Raw genomic sequence first — 20257 nt, forward strand, 5'->3', positions numbered from 1 at the left:
CGACCGATCCGCCCCGCACCCAGAGAGGGATCCCCATGACCCGACGTACGTCCCGCACGCCTGCGGTGGCGAAGCGATCCCTGGCGCTCCTCGCCGTCGGCGCGCTCTCGCTGACCGCCTGTTCCGGCGGCGCCGACGCCGGCGGCGCGAGCAGCGCGGCCGCCCCCACCGACGGCGTCCTGCGCCTGGGCGTGCTGAACGACATCGGCCAGCCGCCGGACCCCGACGTGTACTACTCCGGCAACGGCCTGGCGATCACCACCAACACTTACGAGGGCCTGGTCCGCTACGAGGCCGGCAACCACGACGAGGCGAAGGTCGTCCCCTCGCTCGCCGAGTCCTGGGAGGTGAACGCGGACTTCACCGAGTACACGTTCGTGCTGCGCCAGGGCGTGAAGTTCCACGACGGCACAGACTTCGACTCCTCGGCCGTGCAGGCCTCGTTCCAGCGCCGGCTGGACGTGGACGCCGGCCCGGCGTACATGGTCGAGGGCGTCGCGGACGTCGAGGAGCTCGACGCCCACACCGTCAAGGTCAGGCTCGAAGAGCCGAACTCGGCGTTCCTCGACTACCTCGCCTCCCCGTACGGGCCGCGCATGATCAGCCCGACGGTGCTCCGCGAGCAGGCGGGCGACGACTTCGCCCAGACCTACCTCTCGACGGCGGACGCCGGCACGGGCCCGTACGAGCTCACCGAGGCCGTGGTGGGCGAGGGGTACGAGCTCACCTACTTCGAGGACTACTGGGGCGACCTCGACCCCGAGTTCACGACGATCGAACTGCCCGTCTACACCGAGATCTCGGCGATGCAGCTCGAGCTCGAGAACGGTGACCTGCACGCCCTGCTGTCCGCGGTGCCCACGGCCTCGCGCCAGAAGTACCTCGACTCCGAGGACCTCGAGGCGTACCCGCTGGCGTCGTTCCAGGTGGGCGTCATGTACATGAACCCCAACCGTGAGCTCCTCCAGGACGCCGCGGACCGCAGGACGCTGTTCGAGGGCATCGACTGGGCCACGCTCGTCGAGCAGGTGACCGGCACCAGTTCCGTCCCGGCGGAGGGCTACTACCCCAAGGGAGCGCTGCCCGCCGACGTCGACTCCCACGAGCTCGTCCACGACCCCGCAGCACTGGAGGCGTGGGTGTCGTCCCTGCCCACCGGCACGGAGATCCAGCTCGGCTACAGCGCCGGCAGCGCCGACGCCGAGCAGATGTCGAACATCGTCGCCGCGCAGCTGCAGGCGCTGGGCATGAAGGCGACCGTGACGAGCCACCAGTCGTCCGAGGTGTTCGGCGACTTCCCCGAGAACCCGCAGGCGGCGCCGGACGTGATGATCGCGCCCGGCACGTGGCCGGACTCCAACAACGCCTACATGCACGGGCACGTGTTCTGGGACCCCGACGGCGGTCTGAACCACCTGCAGTGCTCGGACGAGACCACGACGGCCCTGCTCCAGGAAGCCGTGACCACGGGCTCCGACGAGAAGTACGTCGAGGCCGGCGAGTCGGCGTACGAGGCCGGCTGCGCGCCGACGTTCGCCTGGACCACCGACTTCGTGGTGACCCAGAACTGGCTCCAGGGCATCGAGGAGTCCCACTCCATCGCCGCTCCGGCCACGCTGGACTTCGCGACCCTGAGCACCGCCGAGCCCACCGAGTGACGTCACCTCGGTGACACCGTCGCCCCACCGCCCCGGCTCACCCGAGCGGTGGGGCGACGGCCCCGGTCCAGCTGCGTTCGACCACCACACCACACCACACCGCACCCGCTCGACGCGCGGCGGTCTCCGCGCGCCCGCGGCACCCCCGGGACCGATCGGAGCCCCGGACGAAGGAGACACGATGACCGAGGCCGCAGCTCCCGGGCACACCCGGCTGCGTGACCTGCCCGCGGCGTTCTGGTGGCTGTGGACGGCGCAACTGGTGGTGTGGATCGGCCGGTTCGTCGTCCCCTACATGACGATCTTCCTCACCTCGTCCGTCGGCATGTCCGCCGGCCAGGCGGGTCTGGTCGTCGCCGCGTACGGCGTCGGGGTGGTGGTCTCCTCCCTCACCGGCGGGGTGCTCGCCGACCGCATCGGCCGGCGCAAGGTCCTCCTCGGCAGCGAACTGCTCAGCGTCCTCGTCCTCGTCCTCGTCCCGCTCGTCGAGGGACCGCTCCTCACCGCCGCCCTGCTGTGCGTGTACGGCCTCTTCAACGGGGCCGCGGGACCGGTCATCCACACCATGGTCGGCGACCTGGTCGAGCCGCGGCACCGCCGAACCGCGTTCAACTACAACTACTGGGCGGTCAACCTCGGCTACGCGATCGGCCCGCTCGCAGCCGGCTTCATGGCCGAGCACTCGTTCTCACTGCTGTTCTGGTGCCAGGCGGCTCTCGTGCTCGTCTCCGCCTCCGTGCTCGCAGCCAAGGTCCCCGAGACCCGCACCCACGTGCCGGGGCCCGACCCGGTCGCCGCCGCCCCGACCGGTGCCGACGGCGCCGCGCCGCACGCCGCGGCCGTCGCGGCGGGCCGGGGCCGTCGCGAGGACGGGTTGCTGTCGGTGCTGTCGGACCGGGTGTTCATCACCTTCGCCGCGGTGATGTTCGTGTACTCCTGCGTCTACGTGCAGTCCACGACCACGTTGCCGCTCGTCATGACGGAGCAGGGGCACCCGTCCAGCCACTTCGGCATGCTCCTCACCCTCAACGGCGTGCTGCTGTGCGTGCTGCAGCTGCCGACCGCGCGCCTGTTCAACCGCTGGTCGCGCGACCTGGTCATCGTGCTCGCCATCGCCGTCACGGCGGTCGGCGTGGGCCTGCAGGCGGCTGCCTCCACGCTCGCCCTGTACGCGGTGGCCGTCGCCGTCTGGACCCTCGGCGAGATGGGCTCGCACCCGCAGGCGACGTCCCTGACCGCCGACCTCGCCGACCCGCGTCGCCGCGGCCGCTACCAGGGCGTCTACGGCCTCACCCACTCCCTGGCGATGGCGGTCGGCCCCGTCGCCGGCGGGTTCGTGCTCGACGCGTTCGGCTCACGGGTCCTCTGGCTCGGCGCGTCGGCGCTCGCCCTCGTCGTCGCCGCGCTCCTGGCCGTGACCGCCCGCGCCCGCCAGCGCCGGGTCGCCGAGGTCACCTCCGCCGACGCCGCGCGTCGCACCGCCCGCAGCGCCGCGAGCGCCTCCCCGGGCCCGCGTGCCGACCCGCGGGAAACCGCTGCGAAACACCACCGAGACGGCGGCGAGACCCGACCGGTCCACGCTGCAGCCGCGACCCCCGCCGTCGCCCAGCGCCAGAACGTCCCGCCCCAGCCCTGAAGGAGCCGGTCACCATGGACACAGCTGCACCGTCCCTCGCCGGGACGCCGCCCCAGCCGGCCGCGGCCCCCACCACCGACGCCGTCGCCCGCCTGCGCGGGCTCGACGTCAGCCTCGAGCGCAACGGCGTGCGTTCCCGGATCCTGCACGGGATCGACCTCGAGGTCGGCCGCGGGGAGATCCTCGGCGTCGTCGGGGAGTCGGGTTCGGGGAAGAGCGTCATGAGCATGGCGATGCTCGGGCTGCTGCCGGAATCCTCCCGTCCGCAGATCGACGGCACCCTCGAGGTGGTCGGCACGGACCTGCGCACCGCCACCGCCGCCGAGGTCCGCCGGGTGCGCCGCACCCGCACGGGCGTGGTCTTCCAGGACCCGATGACCTCCCTGAACCCCACCATGCCCGTGGGCCGGCAGGTGGCGGAGAAGGCGGGTTCGCAGGACGAGGCGATCCGCCTCATGCGGGCGGTCGGCATCCCGCAGCCCGAGCGCCGGTACCGCTCCTACCCGCACGAGCTGTCCGGTGGTCTGCGCCAGCGCGTCATGATCGCCATGGCCGTGGCGGGTGACCCCGACCTGCTCGTCGCGGACGAGCCGACGACGGCGCTGGACGTGACCGTGCAGGCGCAGGTCCTGCGGCTGCTGGCCGACATGCGCGACGACCTCGGCTGCTCGGTCGTGATGATCACCCACGACCTCGGGGTGGCGGCGCAGATCGCCGACCGGATCGCCGTGATGTACCAGGGCCGCATCGTCGAGACCGGCACCACGCGCCAGGTGCTCGAGTCGCCGCGCCACCCGTACACCCTCGGGCTGCTCGGCTCGCGGCTGTCCCTCGACTCCGACCGGACGAGGCCGTTGTGGGCACTGCCCACGGACGTCACCGCGCGCTCCGGGGACGGCTGCTCGTTCGCCCCCCGCTGCCGGTTCGCCACCGGGTCCTGCACCGCCGCGGTCCCGCGACTGGTGGCCGCACCCGACCCGGGCGACCCCGCCCCGGGCGACGTCGTCGGAGCGCACCTGGCGGCGTGCTTCGAGGCGGCGCGGCTCACGGACGAGGCGGCGACCCGCGACGAGCTCGACCCGCTGCCGCCGCTGCCCGAGCCCGGGCGCGGCGCCCCCCTCGTGCAGGCCGCCGACGTCGAGTGCAGCTTCGAGGTGCGCGACGAGCGGGGCCGCAAGGCGCGGCTCCGCGCCCTGCGCGGCGTGACCTTCGACCTCCAGCCCGGCGAGTCCGTCGCCGTCGTGGGGGAGTCCGGCTCCGGCAAGTCGACCCTGCTGCGCGTCGCCGGCCACCTGGAGAAGCGGTACACCGGCACCCTCCGCGGTCCGCGCGGCACCGACGTCCAGATGGTCTTCCAGGACGCGGGCTCCTCGCTCACGCCGTGGATGACGATCCGCGAGGTGCTGCACGAGCGGCTGCCCCGCCGCCTGCCCCGGGCGGAGAAGGACCGGCAGGCGCGCACCGTCCTCGACCGCGTCGGGCTGCCCGCGGCGGTGCTCGACGCCCTGCCGGGGGAGCTGTCGGGCGGGCAGCGGCAGCGCGTGGCCCTGGCCCGCGCCACGATCGTGCCCCCCGAAGTGCTGCTGTGCGACGAGCCGACCAGCGCGCTCGACGTGTCCGTGGCCGCGAACGTGCTCAACCTCATCAACGAGCTGCGCCGCGACCTGGGGATCGCCGTCGTGTTCGTGACCCACGACCTGGCGGTGGCGCGCATCATCGGCGACCGGATCGCCGTGATGTACCTCGGCCGGATCGTCGAGGTCGGCCGCGCCGAGGACGTCATCGCGACGCCGAAGCACCCCTACACCCGGAACCTGGTGGCTGCGGTGCCCCAGCCGGGCAAGACGGTCGAGCCGCTGGCCGGTGAGCCCGCCAGCGCGCTCGAGCCGCCCACCGGGTGCGCCTTCCACCCCCGCTGCCCCGTCGCGCTGCCGGAGTGCTCCACCACCGTCGTCGGCACCCAGCTCGCCGCCGTCCACGGTCGCCCGTCCACCGACCTCGCCCACCGCCACCAGGTGGCCTGCATCCGCAGGGGAGAGCTCTGATGCCCCACCTCCTGACCCGCCTGACCCACCCGACCGGGCAGCCGGCCGTGGCCACCACGGCGGGCGCCGTCCCGACCGCGTCCGCCCCGGCCCCGCGCTGGCGCCTCACGACCCGGCGACGCGCCACCGGCACCGACTCGCCGGCCCGGCGCGCGCTCGACTGGACGCTCATCGGCGCGCTCGTCGGCGTCACCGTCCTGGCGGCCGCCGCGCCGCTGCTCGCGCCGTACGACCCCGTGCAGCCGGTCGGCGTCCCGAAGCTGGCGCCGCTCGCCGACGGCCACCTGCTGGGCACCGACCAGATCGGGCGCGACACGCTGTCCCGCACCCTCATCGGGCTGCGGACCTCGTGGCTGCTGTCCCTCCTGGTCTGCGCCGTGGGGCTGTGCGTCGGCACGCTCGTCGGTCTGGTGGCCGGCACGCTCGGCGGCTGGGTGGACGCGGTGCTCATGCGCACCACGGAGGTCTTCCTCGCGCTGCCCTCGATGCTCGTCGCCGTGGCCGTCGTCGCCGCCCTCGGCCCCGGCCTGTTCAACACGCTCTTCGCGGTGAGCATCGTGTGGTGGCCGTACTACGCGCGCATCGTCCGCGGCGAGGTCCGCGCGATCGTCGCCCGCCCGCACGTGGAGGCCGCCCGCATGGCCGGCGTCGGCCCGCTGCGCCTCACGGCGCGGCACGTCCTCCCGGGCGTCGTCCCGACGGCGATCGTCACGGCCAGCCTCGACATCGGCAACGTCGTCACGGTGCTGGCCTCGCTGTCCTTCCTCGGCCTGGGCCAGCCCGCCCCCGCCCCCGAGCTCGGCGCGGACACCTCGCGCGCGCTCGTGGACATCCTCGACGCCTGGTGGATCCCCCTGGTGCCCGGCCTCGTCGTCATGCTCCTCAGCCTGCTGTCCAACCTCGCCGGGGACGCGCTGCGCAACCGGCTCGCCCACCGGAGGTGACCCGAGATGCCCCGTCTGCGCTTCGTGGGGACACGCCTGGCCTCGCTCGTCGGCCTGCTGTGGTTCCTGTCCCTCGTCCTGTTCCTCCTGCAGGAGGTCTCGGGCGCCGACCCCGTCGCCGCCACCATCGGCGGCAACGCCCCACCCGAGGCCGTCGCTGCGGCCCGCGAGCGGCTGGGGCTGAACGACCCGGCCGTGCACCGCTACCTCGCGTTCCTCGGCGGCCTGGTCACCGGGGACCTCGGCACGTCGTTCCGCACCCGCCGGCCCGTGACCGAGGACGTCCTGACCCACCTGCCGGCGACCGTGGAACTCGTGCTCGTCGCGTTCGCCGCCGCGCTGCTCCTCGGCGTCCTGTTCGCGGTCTCCAGCATGCTGCGCTGGCCGCTGTCCGGCGTGTTCCGCGGCGTCCTGTTCGTCGGCTCGACCGCCCCCACGTTCATGCTCGGCATCGTCGGCATCGTCGTCTTCTACAAGCTGCTCGGCTGGCTGCCGGCCTCGGGCAGGGGTGGCGTCGAGGGCGGACCCACGGGCCTGAGGGTCCTCGACAGCCTGCTCGCCGGTGACCTGCCGGCCGCGGGTGACGCGCTGCAGCACGTCGCCCTGCCCGCGCTGGCCCTCGCCGTCGGCCCGGCGCTGTCGATCGGGCGCGTCCTGCGCTCCAGCCTCACCGACACGCTGCGCTCGGACCACGTGCGCACCGCCACGTCGAAGGGCCTCACCGAGGCCCAGGTGCTCGGCCGGCACGTGCTGCGCAACTCCCTCAACGCGGCCCTGTCGATGAGCGCCCTGCAGCTCGGCTTCATGTTCGGCGGGGTGCTGCTCGTCGAGGGCGTGTTCACCTGGGGCGGCGTCGGCTCCTACCTGGGGGCGAGCCTGCCCGTCTCCGACTTCCCGGCCATCGCAGGCGTCACCTTCGTCCTCGGCGGCCTGTACGTCGTCGTCAACACCGTCGCGGACGTCCTGCAGTCCGTCGCCGACCCCCGCATCTCCGTCTCGTGAGGTCCCACCCCGTGCGCCACCGCCCCACCCCCGCCGTCGCCGTCCTCGCCCTCGTGGCGCTCACCGCCTCGGGCTGCTCGCCGGTCGCCGACGCCGCCTCGTCCGGCGCCGGCTCCGCGACCTCGACGCTCCGCCTCGCGGAGACGGCCGAGTACGACACCCTCAACCCGCTGGAGCGCCCGCTGGGGATCACCTCCAAGCTCTACGACGGGCTCGTCGCCGTCGGGGAGGACGGCGTCCTCGAGCCCGGCCTGGCCACGGCGATGCCCGAGCCCGACGCCTCGCTGACCTCCTGGACGGTCACGCTGCGCGACGGCGTCACGTTCAGCGACGGTTCGGCGTTCGACGCGCAGGACGTGGTCGCCGCGTACGACGCGGTGCGCGACCCGCGGGTCGGCTCCTGGACGGCGGCGGACTACGAGGTGATCGAGCAGGTCACCGCGCTCGACGCCACGACCGTCCGCTTCGACCTCGCCCACCCGTACGCCGGCCTGCCAGCCCGTCTCACCCTGGGCATCCCGGCGTCCGAGGCGCTCGGCGGCAGCGTCGTCGACTCCCCGCTGGCCTCCGAGCCGGTCGGCACCGGTCCGTACGTGCTGGCCGAGTGGCGCAAGGGGGAGTCGCTGACGCTGCAGGCCCGCGAGGACTGGTGGGGCGGGGCGCCGCAGGTCCGCACGATCCACGTGGCCTTCGTGCCCGACGAGAACGCGCGCGCCCAGCGCGTCCGCGCCGGTGAGGTCGACGGCGCCCAGCTCTCCCCGCGCACCGCCGGCGAGCTCGACGGGGTCGACGGGCTCGAACTCGTCACGAACCCGTCGGCGGACTTCCGGGCGATCTCGCTGCCCGAGACCCTGCCGTTCTTCGCCGACCCCGCCGTGCGCGTCGCCCTCAACCTCGCCGTCGACCGGCAGGCGATGGTCGACGGCGTCCTGGCGGGTCACGGCCAGGCCGTCGCCACCCCCTTCACCCCCGCCCAGGGCGACGCCTACGAGCCCTCGGCCGCGTTCGAGCACGACCCCGGGGCGGCCGCCGCGCTCCTCGACGAGGCGGGCTGGCAGGTCGGTGCCGACGGCGTCCGCCGGAAGGACGGGGTGCCCTTCGCCTTCACGGTCATGTACTTCGCCGAGGACACCCTGCGCCGCGACGTCGCGCAGGCCTTCGCCTCCGACCTCGGCGAGCTCGGCATCGACGTCTCCCTCGAGGGCGTCGACCGCCCGCAGGCGGTGACCCGGATGGACGAGGCGGCGTTCGTGCTCGGCGGCGGCGACCTGCCGTACGACCCCGACACGCAGGTCTACCGCCAGCTGCACTCCGACTTCGCGGTCTTCGACGAGGAGGACGCCTACTCCAACCCCTCCGGGTACGCCGACGCCGAGGTCGACCGCCTGCTCGAGGAGGCCCGCCAGGAGGTCGACGCCGACGCGCGCTCCGCGCTGTACCGCGAGCTGCAGCAGCACCTGGTGCAGAACCCGCCCCTGGTGGCGCTGTTCGCGCTCGAGCACACCTACGTCGCGCGCGGCCTGGACGCGTGGTCCGGCGTCGAGCACGTCGTCGAGCCGCACGAGCACGGCGTCGCCTGGGGCCCGTGGTTCAACGTCCAGGAGTGGACGCGGCGGTGAGCGCAGCACCGATCCGCGCCGTCGCCGCGCTCCGGCTCGCCGGGCGCCGGCTCGCCTGGGCGGTGCCGCTGGTCGCCGTGCTCAGCCTCGCCGTGTTCGCCCTGGCCGCGGTCTCACCGACCGACGCGGCCTCCGCGTTCCTCGGCGCCAACGAGGAGTTCACCGGCGGGACCTCCCGGGCCGACGTGGAGCGCCTCGTGACCGGGGCACCCTGGCCGCGGGCCTGGGCGCAGTGGGCCGCGGGGCTGCTCACCGGCGACCTCGGCACCTCCACGACGCTGCGGCAGCCCGTCGCCGACGTCGTGACCGGGCGCCTGCCGTGGACCCTGCTGCTCATGGTCGTCGGGCTGGCGGTGGGGGCGGCGGTCTCCGTGCCGCTGGCCCTCCTGGCCGCCCTGCGCCCGCATGGGCCGGTGGCGCGGGTCCTCACCGGCGGCGTGTGGGCGCTGTCCGCCGTGCCCGCCTTCCTCTCGGCGGTGGTGCTCACGGGACTGCTGTCCCTGACCCTCGGCTGGTTCCCGGCCGGCGGCCTCACCGACCCCGGCGCCCCCGTGACCCCGGACCAGGTCGTCCGGCACCTCGCCCTGCCGGCGCTCGCCGTGGCCCTCGCCCAGCTGCCGTGGATCACCCTGCACCTGCACCGGGCCGTGACCGTGCAGCTGCGCACCACCGCCACGGACGCCGCCCGCCTGCGCGGCGTGCCCGAGCGGCGGGTGCTGGTGCGGCACGTGCTGCCCACCGCCGCCGTGCCCACGCTCGCCGTCGCGGGCGCGCGACTGCCCGAGGTCGTCGCCGGGTCGGTGCTGGTGGAGGAGGTCTTCTCCTGGCCGGGCCTGGGCCGGGCGCTCGTCCAGGCCGCGCTGGCGCAGGACTTCGCGCTGCTGGCCACGACCACCGTGCTGCTCACCGTCGTGGCGGTCCTCGGCGGCCTGCTCGCCGACCTCTGCCTCTGAGGATCGACCCGAGGACGGACCCCGATGCGCTCTGACACCCTCGCCCCCGTCGCGGCACGCCGCCGGCCGGCGTGGCGGGACGGGCGCGCGCTCGCCCTCGCCGGCCTCGCGCTGCTGGTCGCCCACGCGCTGCTCGTGCCGGTGCTCGTGCCGGTGGACCTCGACCACGTCGAGTACGCCACCGGGGCGACGGCCCCCTCCTTCGCGCACCCGTTCGGCACCGACCTGGCCGGCCGCGACCTGTTCGTCCGCTCGGCCCACGGCCTGCGGATCTCCCTCCTCGCCGCGCTCGCGGGCGCGCTCGGTGCCGTCGTGCTCGGCACGCTCGCCGGAGCGGCCTGCGGGCTCCTCGGCGGCCGCGTGGACCACTGGGGCACGCGGGTGCTCGACGGCGTGAACGCCGTCCCGCACCTCCTGCTCGGCATCGTGGTCGCCTCGGTGCTGCGCGGTTCGCTCGTCACGATCGTGCTGGTGGTGGCCGCGACGCACTGGACCCAGACCGCGCGCCTGGTCCGGGCGGAACTCCTGGCCCTCGGCACGCAGGACTCCCACCGGGCCGCGATCTCGCTGGGCCTGACCCGCCGCCAGCTGCTGCGCCACCACGCCGGGCCGCGGCTGACGGCGCAGCTCGCGGTCTCCCTCGGGCTCCTGCTGCCGCACGCCGTCTGGCACGAGTCCACGCTCACGTTCCTCGGCCTCGGCCTGCCCCCGCACGAACCCTCGCTCGGCGTCCTCCTGGACCTGGGGCAGCAGGCGCTGCTCTCCGGGGCCTGGTGGACGCTCGCCGCACCCGCGGGCCTGCTCGTCGCCGTCACCGTCTGCCTGGCCGGCTGCCTCGCCGGGCGCGAGGAGGACCACCGTGCCTGAGCCGTCGCACGCCCACGACCTCGCGTCCGTCGCGGTGCGCGGCCTGACCGTCGCGCACGGGGGCACCGTGGTGCTGCGCGGGGTGGACCTCGACCTGGTGCCCGGACAGGTGCACGTGCTGCTGGGCGCGTCCGGGGCCGGCAAGTCCACCGTCGTGGCGGCGCTCACCGGCACGCTCCCGCCCGAGGCGCGCGTCACGGGCACCGCGACCCTGCGCGTCGGCGAGCGCTCGACCGAGCTCCTCACCGCGCCCCGGCGCGTCCTGCGCCGGCTGCGGGGCCGCGTCGTGGGGACCGCCCCGCAGGGGGCGGGCGGGACGTTCACCCCGACGTCGACGATCGCCGCGCAGCTGCGCGAGGCGCAGCGCGCGGGCGGGCCCGGCCGCCCGCTGTTCGGCCCGGCCCACCCGCACCTGGCGCCCGACGTCGCCCGGCAGCCGGCCGAGCTCGCCCTCGCCGCCGGCGCCGACCCCGCCTGGCTCGCGCGCCACCCGCACCAGCTGTCCGGCGGGCAGCTCACGCGCCTGGGCCTGGTGGCCGCGATGGTCAACCACCCGCCGGTGCTGCTCGCCGACGAACCCACCGCGGGGCTCGACGCCGACTCCTCGCAGACGGTCGGGCTGCTGCTGGCCGCCTACGCCCGGGCGGGGCACACCGTGCTGGTCGTCACGCACGACCTGGCGCTCGCCCGGCAGGTGGCGCACACCGTCACGCGCGTCGCCGCCGGCCGGGTGGTCGCGCAGGGTCCCCCCGACGACGTGCTCGTGGCGGCCGCGCCGGTGGCCCGCCGCGCTCGCGCGGTCCCGCCCGACGCGCCCGCACTGGCAGCGCACCGGATCGTCGTCGTCCGCGGCGCGCACCCGGTCCTGGCGCCGACGGACCTGGCCGTCCGCGCCGGTGAGGTCGTGGGGCTCACCGGGCCGTCCGGTGCCGGCAAGTCGACGATCGCCGCGCTGCTCGCCCAGCTCGAGGCCCCGCACGCCGGCCACCTCGAGCTCGCCGGGGAACGGGTGCGGGGCGCCGGCCTCGACCTGCCACCGGCGCAGCGCCGCCGCGTGGCGTGGGTCTCGCAGCACCCCCGCACCGCCCTCGACGCCCGGCTGACGCTGCGCCGCTCCATCGAGCTGCCGGCACGGCTGGCCGGCGTGGGCGACCCCGCCGAGGACCTCGCGGCCCGGGTCGGCCTCGACCGCGCGCTGCTGGACCGGCGACCGCACCAGGTCTCGGGCGGCGAGCTCCAGCGCGCGGCGCTCGCCCGCGCCCTGGCGGTGCGCCCCGAGCACCTCGTGCTGGACGAGGTGACCTCGATGCTCGACGAGGCCACGGCGGCCGACGTGCTCGACGTCGTCTCCCGCGCCGCCGCCGACGGCACCGGCGTGCTGCTGGTCAGCCACGACCTGGGCGCGCTGCACGCCGTCTGCGACCGCGTGCTTGAGCTGCGGGCCGCCGACGGCGGCGCGGTGCTCGTGCCGCGCCCGGCGCCGAAGTCACAGCTTGCTCACGGTCACGAGACAGCAACTCGACGTCGCTGACGTCTAGCCTCTCGATCACGGAGAAACTCACCTCGACCACCCCGGCAGCACCTGCGTGACCGGGGTCCGCGAGCGCGTCCGCACCGGCACCCCGCCGGTCGGGATCGAGGTCTCCGCGCAGGACGCCACCCTCGCGCGCCGTCCGCACGGGGGTGACCTCGCCGCGCCGCGGCCCCGGTGCCCCTGACGGTCCTCCCGCCGCGAGGAGTTCTGCAGCAGTCTCCAACCTTCCGCGCGACCGGCCCCGGTGGGGCTCCGGTCCGCCCGGGCCGGTCACGCCGGCCCCGTTCGAGAGGTGTCGCCGTGAACAGTTCGTCGTCCCGCAAGAAGAGCCCGGTCAGGATCGGCGCGGGCCTGGCCGTGATCGTCGGCCTGACCGCGATGGGTGCGACCAGCGCCTCCGCCGGTGAGAGCTTCGACCCCAGCGCGGCCAGCGCGCGCATCGCGGGGGCCGACCGCTACGCCACCGCCGCCCAGGCCGCGCAGACGGCCTGGTCCACGGCGCAGACGGTGATCGTGGCCAACGGTGAGAGCAACGGCATCGACGCGGTCTCCGCCTCCTACCTGGCCGGGGTGGAGGACGCCCCGGTCCTGCTGACCCGTGCGGGGTCCGTGCCCGCCGAGACGGCTGCCGCCATCGCGGCGCTGAACCCCGGCGAGGTGATCGTCCTGGGCGGTGAGTCCGCGGTCTCGGCCGGCACCTACGAGGCCCTGACCGCCGGGCGCACCGGTCGGCGGCTGGCCGGCGCCGACCGCTTCGAGACCGCGGCCGAGATCGTGCGGGCTGCCGTGGCGGCGATCGCCGAGGGCGCCGGCGACGCCCAGGCGCCGACGTCGGTGTTCATCGCCCGCGGTGACGTCCAGGGCGACCAGGTGGCCGCTGACGCCCTGGCCGCCTCCCCGGTGGCCTACCGCGCCGGCGTCCCCGTCCTGCTGACCGACGCGAACGGGCTGCCGGAGGCGACCGCCGCGGCGCTGGCCTCGGTCCAGCCCGCCTCCGTCGTGGCCCTGGGTGGTGAGAGCGCCGTCAGCTCCCGGGTCGCCGAGGACGCGCGAGCCGCCGCGGGAGCCGACTCCGTGACACGGCTGCAGGGCGGCGACCGCACCGGGACGGCAGCGGCGATCGCCGCCTCCGAGGTCGCCGGCGAGGCCGGTCTCAGCACCACGGGAGCGGCCCTCGCCAACGGCTACCGCCTCGATGCGCTGGTGGCCGGGCCGGCCGCCGGCAAGGCCGGCTACCCGCTGCTGCTGACCGAGTCCGCCACGTCCCTGGGGGCCGGTACCCGGACCTACCTGGATGCGCACGCGGCCACGCTGACGGAGGCGCAGGTCTACGGCGGCCAGAGCGCCGTCTCGACCACCGCGGCGCGCGAGGCGGCCATCACCGGGGGCAACCCGAACCCCAGCGCCGCCGCCGGCGACGACGTGATCGCGCTGGCCGAGGCCTTCGCCGCGACCCTGGACGACGAGCAGAAGGAAGCGCTGTACCAGGAGTACACGTTCGCCAACGCGACCAACTGGTCGAACTTCCCCGACGCCCTGCTCGCGGGCGACTTCGGCGGCGGTGGCGGTTTCCCGACCGGTACCGCCCCGACCGGTGCCCCGACCGGCACCGCCCCGACCGGTGCCCCGACCGGTACCGCTCCGACCGGTGCCCCCGGCGGCGGTTCCAACAGCACCGGGCGCGTGGGCGTGCAGACCGACACCCTCTCCGAGGAGCAGTGGAGCGCGCTGGAGGCGCTGCTGGCCGCAGCCACCGGATCGGGCGAGGACGAGGGCTTCGACGAGATCGTGCAGCACCTGGAGGCCGACGACTACCTCGGCGAGAACGGCGGCGGCGACTCCTACGGGCGCGGCAACTTCTTCATCGCCTTCCTGGGCACGCCCGGTGAGACCGGGACCTGGGAGCTGCAGTTCGGCGGGCACCACCTCGCCGTGGCCAACACCTACGTCGACGGTCAGCTCGCCGGCGCCACCCCGTCCTTCCGCGGCATCGAGCCGTTCAGCACCGTCGAGGTCGACGGCGACACCGTGCAGCCCGAGCAGCAGGAGCAGCAGGCGTTCTCCGCGCTGCTGACCTCCCTGGACGACACCCAGGACTCCGCCGCGAAGCTGTCCACCTCCTTCAACGACATCCTGCTCGGGCCCGGCGAGGACTGGGCCTTCCCCACCACGTCCGAGGGCGTGAAGGGTTCGGACCTGACCGCCGAGCAGAAGCAGCTGCTCCTGGACGCGATCGAGAAGTACGTCGGCGACGTCGACGACGAGAACGCCGCGACGATCCTGGCGAAGTACGAGAGCGAGCTGGACGAGACCTACGTGGCCTACTCCGGCACCACCGACGTGACCGAGACCGGGGACTACGTCCGCATCGACGGCCCGTCGGTGTGGATCGAGTTCTCCATGCAGAACGGCATCGTCCTCGACGGCGCGCACCCGCACGCGGTGTGGCGCGACAAGAACACCGACTACGCCGGGCTGACCTCCTGACGTGCGCCTCCACCTGCGCCTGATCCTCACGGTGCTGCTCGCCGGCTTCGCCGCCCTCGTGGCGGCGGGGCCGGCGGCCGCGCACGTCGTGCCCTCCACCGTCCTCCAGCTCGACGTCCACGAGGACGACATCACCGTCGAGATGACCCTGCCGACGACCGACCTGGTCACCGCTTCCGGCATCGACGTCCCCGTCGACGGCACGGTCCCGGCAGCCGCTGCGGAGCAGCTCGCCGCCTACGTCGAGGAGCACTTCGACGTCACCATCGCTGCGGCGTCCGACGCCACGTCCGCCACCGGGACGTGGAACGTCGACGTCGGCGACGTCGCCACCGCCGAGGTCGAGCAGTGGGGCACCGGCGCGTTCGACGCCGTCACCGCCACGGCCACGCTCACCCCGCCCGCCGGCGCGGACCTTCGCAGCTTCACCCTCGACTACGACGCGATCCTGCACCAGGTGGTCACCGCGGACGTCTTCGTGCTGCTGCGCAGCGACTCGTCCACCGGTGAGGTCGAGCAGACCCGCAGCCTGGGGGCGATCACCCTGGACACCGTCACCGGCACCGTGTCCCCCCTGACGGTCGACCTCGCGGGCGGCAGCGCCCGGCAGGGGTTCACCGGGATGCTCCTGCTGGGCATCTCCCACATCGCCGAGGGGACCGACCACCAGTTGTTCCTGCTGACCCTGCTGCTGCCCGCCCCGCTGCTCGCCGCCTCGCTCGCGGGGGACCGGGCAGGTCGCAGCAGGCACTGGCGCGAGGTGGCTCCGACCCGGCGGGCCGTGCGGCGGATCACCACCACCACGATCGCCTTCACCATCGGGCACTCCCTCACGCTCGCGCTCGGCGCGCTGGGGCTCCCCGTGCCGCAGCAACCGGTCGAAGCGGCCATCGCCGTCAGCATCCTCATCGCCGCGGCCCACGCGGTCCGCCCCCTCTTCCCCGGTCGCGAACCCCTGATCGCCGCCCTGTTCGGCCTGGTGCACGGCATGGCGTTCTCCACCACCCTCTCGGAGATGGAGCTCTCCGGGACCCAGCTGGTCCTGAGCCTGCTCGGGTTCAACCTCGGCATCGAGCTCATGCAGCTGGTCGTGGTGCTGCTGGTGCTGCCGCCGCTGATCGTGCTGGCCCGCACCCCGGCCTACCGCCCGCTGCGGACCACTGCTGCGGTCGTCACCGCCGTCGCCGCCGTCGGGTGGCTGCTGGACCGTGTCGGGGTCCCCACCCCGCTGAGCACCGCCGCGGACTCCCTGGGGTCGGTCTCCCCGTGGATCGCCGCCACGCTGTGGATCGCCGCCGCCCTCGTGCTGCTCGGCACGCGCGGCCGGCGAAGTGGAATCCGCAGGGTCGTCAGCGCCTGAACCCGGCCGGAACCTCGCCGTCCCGAGCCGGTGCAGTCCGGTCCCTCGGGAGCTTCGTGGACGCGGTGCACCCCTCGTCCTCGGGCGAGCAGGTGAGGCACGACCGGTCCAGGTGCGGCGGCGCGACGCGAACCGGCCCGGGAACCGCGTGGGTCCCCGGGCCGGTCGTTGTGGTGACGGCCGTGCTGTTGCGGCTGCGCTCCTGCCGGGGTGCTCGTCGGGCAATCGGCCGGCGGTGGCGCGGCTAGGGGTGCGTGGTGCCGGCCGGGGCCAGTGCCGGGGCGGTGTCGGGGGCGACGTGGCCGTCGGCGACCTGCTCGAAGGCGTACGCCATGGCGACCAGTTCGGCGTCGTCCCAGGCGCGGCCCATCAGCTGCAGGCTGATCGGGGCACCGTTGGCGTCGGTGCCGGCGGGGAAGGCGACCGTGGGAACACCGGAGCCGCCCGAGGGGGTGTCGCGGCGCCCGAAGCTGGAGCGGTTGCCGCCGCCGTCGTTGAGGCTGATCTCCGAGAGCAGGCCCGGGTAGACCACCGCGTCGAGGTCGTGCTGGTCCATCCAGGCGTCGATGTTCGCCTGGTACTGCGCCCGGTACCCGCGCCAGGCGGCGACCTCGGCCTCGGTCATCCGCTGCGCGTCCTCGCAGTACTGCGGCGAGTAGCGGGTGTAGGGCAGCTTGTCCTGGGAGCAGACGACCTCCGCGGGGGAGGACATGCCCAGTTCGGGGTGGGACTCGATGTAGCGGGCCCAGCCCTCCCAGTTCGCGTCCACCGCGGGACGGTCCGGCGCCACGGGGCCCTCGGGCAGTTCGACGACCTCGGCGCCGGCGACGCGCAGGTCCTCCAGCGCTGCCCGGGAGGCCTCGATCGTCGTGGTGGTGCCGTAGGGGTCCTGCCACACCTCCGGCAGGATGCCGATGCGCTTGCCCCGCAGCGCGGCGTCGTCCAGGACGCTGCGCCAGTCGGCAGGGCGGTGCTCGTCCGCCTCAGCGGTCTCCGGGTTCTCCGGGTCGGTGCCGGAGGTGACGTTGAGGATGTCTGCCAGGTCCGAGACCGATCGGGTCATCGTGCCGGCGTAGTCCTGCAACCACACCAGGGGCATCACGCCGCGGTCGGACTGCATGCCGTCGGTGCCGCGCAGGGTCACGAGGCTGGCCGCGGTGGCGGGGGCGTACAGCGAGTCCCCGGTCTGCGAGCCGAGCCCGGCCGCGGCCATGCTGGTGGCCGTGGCCACCGCCGAACCGCCGGAGGAGGCCAGCGCCGAGCGCGAGGGGTCGAAGGCGTTCCACACGCTGCCGTAGGCGCTGTCGGAGTACGAGCCGGACGTGGCGTACTCCTCCATGCTGGCCTTGCCGATGATGATCGCCCCGGCCTCGCGCAGCTGGGCCACCTGGTAGGCGTCCTCGGCCGGCTGGAAGCCCTCGAACGTCAAGGAGCCGTTGGTCGTGGGCATGTCCCTGGTGTCGTACAGGTCCTTGACCGCGATCGGGATGCCCAGCAGGGCGCCACGCTCACCGTTCGCGCGTCGCAGGTCGGCGGCCGCGGCCTGCCACAGGGCGTCGTCGGCGACGGTGGTGAAGGCGTTGAAGGCGAACTGGCCCTCGTCGTAGGCGGCGATGCGGTCCAGGTACGCCTGGGTGATCTCCACCGAGGTGGTGCGGCCGGCCTCCATGTCGGTCTGCAGCTCGGCGATGGTCTTGTCGACCACGTCGTAGGCGGACGTGGTCACCGCCGCCGGCTCCTGCGGCGCTTCGGGCTGCCGCACCTTCGTGGCGCCCTTGCCGCGGCAGTGGCCGGGTTCGACGCCGGCGTCGGCGGGGGAGAGGCGATGGAAGTTGACGATCGAGCAGATCTCCTGCCGCGTCAGCCCCTCGAGGTCCGGGGCGCCGGCCAGGTCGGCCGCCACCTCGCTCACCTCGGCCAGTTCGGTGTCCGCGCTCTGCGCGGTGACGGGCTCGCCGACGACGACGAAGTGCAGCAGCGAAGCGCTCTGGCCCGGGGCCAGGGTGAGGGTGTTGACGTAGGCCGGGAAGTTCGCGGCGTGCCCCTCGGTGCCCATCGGCTGGGTGAAGGTCTCCCGCAGCCAGTTCCCGGTGCGGTCGAAGTCGCCGACCACGGTGGCGCTGGGCCCGCCCGTGGTGGTCGTGGCGTCCTCGGCGGTGCCGCTGGCGGTGGCCGTCCAGGTGTCGTCCGCCGTGGTCGTCGTGTCGCCGCTGGAGGTGGCCGCGATGCGACTGGCGGTGGTGCCGGTGGCGCCGTAGCCCGTCTGCCCGCCGAAGGCGACCTCGACGGTGAGTTCTTCGCGGGTGGTGTTGGTGAAGGTGTCCAGCCAGCGGCCCGAACCCCGCTGCGCGTCGACGTCGACGGTGCGCGAGATGCGCACTCCGGTCAGGTCGATCGACCGGGTGCTCTCGAAGTGCCCTTCCCCGTGCTCGGTCAGGCCGAAGCCGCGCATCAGTTCACCGTCGAAGCGGTGCTGCTCCTGCGCGAGCACGCTGACGCGGATGCCGCCGTAGCCGTTGAGCATCGTGGAGTAGGGCGCCTGCACGCCGGTGCCGGTCTGGGTGGCGCGGATGCTGCCGGTGTCGACGCCCGGCGCCGAGGCGTCCTGGATGCCCCAGGCGGTGCCGTGGGCATCGGTGACGTAGGTGAAGGCGCTGGCGGTGCCGGCCGGTACGACCAGCACGGCTGCGGCCAGTGGAGCCGCGATCAACGCCGTCAGGCGTGATCTGCTTGTCACGGGGGTCTCCTCGCTCGGTGGTGCTGGAAGCTCACGGTGTGGGCCGTGCTCCCGGAGCATCACCTCTCTGTGTTTCTGCTGTGTTTCCATCCGGTGACTGAGCCTTTTCCGGGTCCTGGGGCTCGGGCGGTCGTGGGCTCAGCGCGGTGTCGCGGTGGCGAGCACCTCGAGCGCGAACACCGCCAGGACGCCGCCTGCTGCCACGCGCTGCAACTGCACCGCCCACGCTCGCGCCTACCAGCGCACCTGCGAGGCGCTGGCCGCGGCCGGGTTCGACGAGACCTCCGTGCACTGGCCACGACGGGACGGCCGGGGCTTCCCGGCCCGACGCGTGGACGACGCGCCGGCTGCGCACCCTCGGCCGGCCGTCGCGATGGTGCGGGCATGACCCTCGCAGCGCAGGCGACGGTCGCCGGCGCCGTCGAGGGGTGGGCGCGGCAGCCGGTCCATCACCAGATCGGGCCGGTTCGACGCTTCAGCTCGGCGATCTGCTCGAACACCGCGGGAACCTTGTCCCGCTGGTAGGGGACCCTGCGACGCGAGTCGTGCACGTGGTCCAGGTCCAGCTCGGCGTGCAGTTCGTGCGGTTGCTCGTGCGCCGGCGCGGAGGCGAGCACTTCGCCGTTCGGGTCGACGACGCAGGACCGGCCGAACGTGCTCACGGTGCGTCCGGCGAGCGTTTCCTCGCCAGCGCGGTTGACCGCGACGATCCAGCACTGCGCGTCCTTCGCGCGCACCCGGAGCTCCGTCTCGAACAGGTCCTCGCGGGAGCCGAAGGAGCTGACGAGCAGCAGGACCACCTCAGCGCCCATGCTGCGCGCGGCCTCCCAGTGCTCGGGGAAGCTGCGGTCGTAGCAGATGAGGCAGGCGAACGTCGTGCCGAAGGCTTCGAACACCGTCGGTCCCGGTCCGGGCTCGAAGAACCGTTTCTCGTCCACCCAGTACCCCGTGCTGGCACCCTGCGGGATGCAGGACTTGCGGTAGCAGGGCACCTGCTGGCCCCCGAGGGTGCGACCGTGCACGAGCCGGCCCGTGGCATCGATGACGACTGCTGCGTTGTACGGGGTGCCGTCAGCGGCGCGCTCGTACTCGCCGTACACCACTCCGACTCCGAGTTCGGCGGCGACGGCGGCGAAGGCGTCGCTGGTGGCGCCGGGCACCGGCTCCGCCCACGACTTGTAGGCGTCGTCGCCGGTGAGGCCGAAGTACGGCGTCGTCGCAAGCTCGGGGAAGACCACCAGGTCGGTGCCGGGCTCGGCTGCGGAGCGGAAGCGCTGCAGCAGCACGCGCAGTGCGCTGGCCCGGTCAGCCGGTACCTGACCGGTCTGGGCCAGCGCCACGCGCAAGGTGCGCGGGACCGCCGGGCTCGGGGCCGGCGCAGTGCGGGAGGTGGGGGCCTCGGGGAGGGTCACGGT

Annotated in this window: 14 protein-coding genes; 12 read left to right on the forward strand and 2 right to left on the reverse strand. The window is 74.3% G+C overall.

The genetic code is table 11. The features are described 5' to 3' along the window. Window positions 1–65 precede the first annotated feature (65 nt). The 11 genes from ACRYM0_RS00455 to ACRYM0_RS00505 all read left to right on the forward strand — a co-directional run bounded on the left by ACRYM0_RS00455 (window position 66) and on the right by ACRYM0_RS00505 (window position 16105). Window positions 66–1658, forward strand: coding sequence for an ABC transporter substrate-binding protein (locus tag ACRYM0_RS00455; protein ID WP_432501011.1), 1593 nt, complete (start codon window positions 66–68; stop codon window positions 1656–1658). 181 nt (window positions 1659–1839) lie between these two features. Then, window positions 1840–3294, forward strand: coding sequence for an MDR family MFS transporter (locus ACRYM0_RS00460; RefSeq protein WP_432501014.1), 1455 nt, complete (start codon window positions 1840–1842; stop codon window positions 3292–3294). A 14-nt stretch (window positions 3295–3308) separates the two neighbouring features. Then, window positions 3309–5339, forward strand: a complete 2031-nt coding sequence (locus tag ACRYM0_RS00465) for a dipeptide ABC transporter ATP-binding protein (RefSeq protein WP_432501016.1) — start codon at window positions 3309–3311, stop codon at window positions 5337–5339. Next, window positions 5339–6283 (forward strand): ABC transporter permease, encoded by a 945-nt coding sequence (locus ACRYM0_RS00470; RefSeq protein WP_432501019.1) that lies wholly within the window; start codon window positions 5339–5341, stop codon window positions 6281–6283. Before ACRYM0_RS00465 ends, ACRYM0_RS00470 begins: the two co-directional genes overlap by 1 nt. Before the next feature lie 6 nt (window positions 6284–6289). Next, on the forward strand, window positions 6290–7285 hold the full coding sequence (locus tag ACRYM0_RS00475) for an ABC transporter permease (RefSeq protein ID WP_432501022.1): 996 nt from the start codon (window positions 6290–6292) through the stop codon (window positions 7283–7285). 11 nt (window positions 7286–7296) lie between these two features. Then, window positions 7297–8904, forward strand: a complete 1608-nt coding sequence (locus ACRYM0_RS00480; protein WP_432501024.1) for an ABC transporter substrate-binding protein — start codon at window positions 7297–7299, stop codon at window positions 8902–8904. Continuing rightward, window positions 8901–9857, forward strand: a complete 957-nt coding sequence (locus tag ACRYM0_RS00485; RefSeq protein ID WP_432501027.1) for an ABC transporter permease — start codon at window positions 8901–8903, stop codon at window positions 9855–9857. The genes ACRYM0_RS00480 and ACRYM0_RS00485 overlap by 4 nt, the downstream gene beginning before the upstream one ends. 24 nt (window positions 9858–9881) lie before the next feature. Continuing rightward, entirely contained in the window at window positions 9882–10724 is an 843-nt protein-coding gene (locus ACRYM0_RS00490; RefSeq protein WP_432501029.1) for an ABC transporter permease, read from the forward strand. Then, window positions 10717–12255: an ABC transporter ATP-binding protein gene (locus tag ACRYM0_RS00495; RefSeq protein WP_432501032.1), complete on the forward strand. Its 1539-nt coding sequence runs from the start codon at window positions 10717–10719 to the stop codon at window positions 12253–12255. Before ACRYM0_RS00490 ends, ACRYM0_RS00495 begins: the two co-directional genes overlap by 8 nt. Before the next feature lie 303 nt (window positions 12256–12558). Then, the gene (locus ACRYM0_RS00500) at window positions 12559–14745 is read left to right on the forward strand and encodes a DUF3500 domain-containing protein (protein ID WP_432501034.1); all 2187 of its coding nucleotides are present in this window, start codon (window positions 12559–12561) and stop codon (window positions 14743–14745) included. 1 nt (window position 14746) lies between these two features. After that, entirely contained in the window at window positions 14747–16105 is a 1359-nt protein-coding gene (locus ACRYM0_RS00505; protein WP_432501036.1) for a HupE/UreJ family protein, read from the forward strand. A 244-nt stretch (window positions 16106–16349) separates the two neighbouring features. Here ACRYM0_RS00505 and ACRYM0_RS00510 read toward each other — a convergent pair whose 3' ends face one another. Next, window positions 16350–18842 (reverse strand): amidase, encoded by a 2493-nt coding sequence (locus ACRYM0_RS00510; protein WP_432501037.1) that lies wholly within the window; start codon window positions 18840–18842, stop codon window positions 16350–16352. A gap of 154 nt (window positions 18843–18996) precedes the next feature. Here ACRYM0_RS00510 and ACRYM0_RS00515 point away from each other — a divergent pair, with 154 nt between their 5' ends. After that, the gene (locus ACRYM0_RS00515) at window positions 18997–19230 is read left to right on the forward strand and encodes a hypothetical protein (RefSeq protein WP_432501039.1); all 234 of its coding nucleotides are present in this window, start codon (window positions 18997–18999) and stop codon (window positions 19228–19230) included. A gap of 61 nt (window positions 19231–19291) precedes the next feature. On the opposite strand, the gene ACRYM0_RS00520 is transcribed toward ACRYM0_RS00515, so the two are convergent. Beyond that, window positions 19292–20254 carry a carbon-nitrogen hydrolase family protein gene (locus tag ACRYM0_RS00520; protein ID WP_432501041.1) on the reverse strand — a complete coding sequence of 321 codons (963 nt, stop codon included), beginning with the start codon at window positions 20252–20254 and terminating at the stop codon, window positions 19292–19294. Window positions 20255–20257: the final 3 nt, after the last annotated feature.

It is taken from the genome of Kineococcus arenarius subsp. arenarius, from assembly GCF_050871845.1.
GTDB lineage: Bacteria > Actinomycetota > Actinomycetes > Actinomycetales > Kineococcaceae > Kineococcus.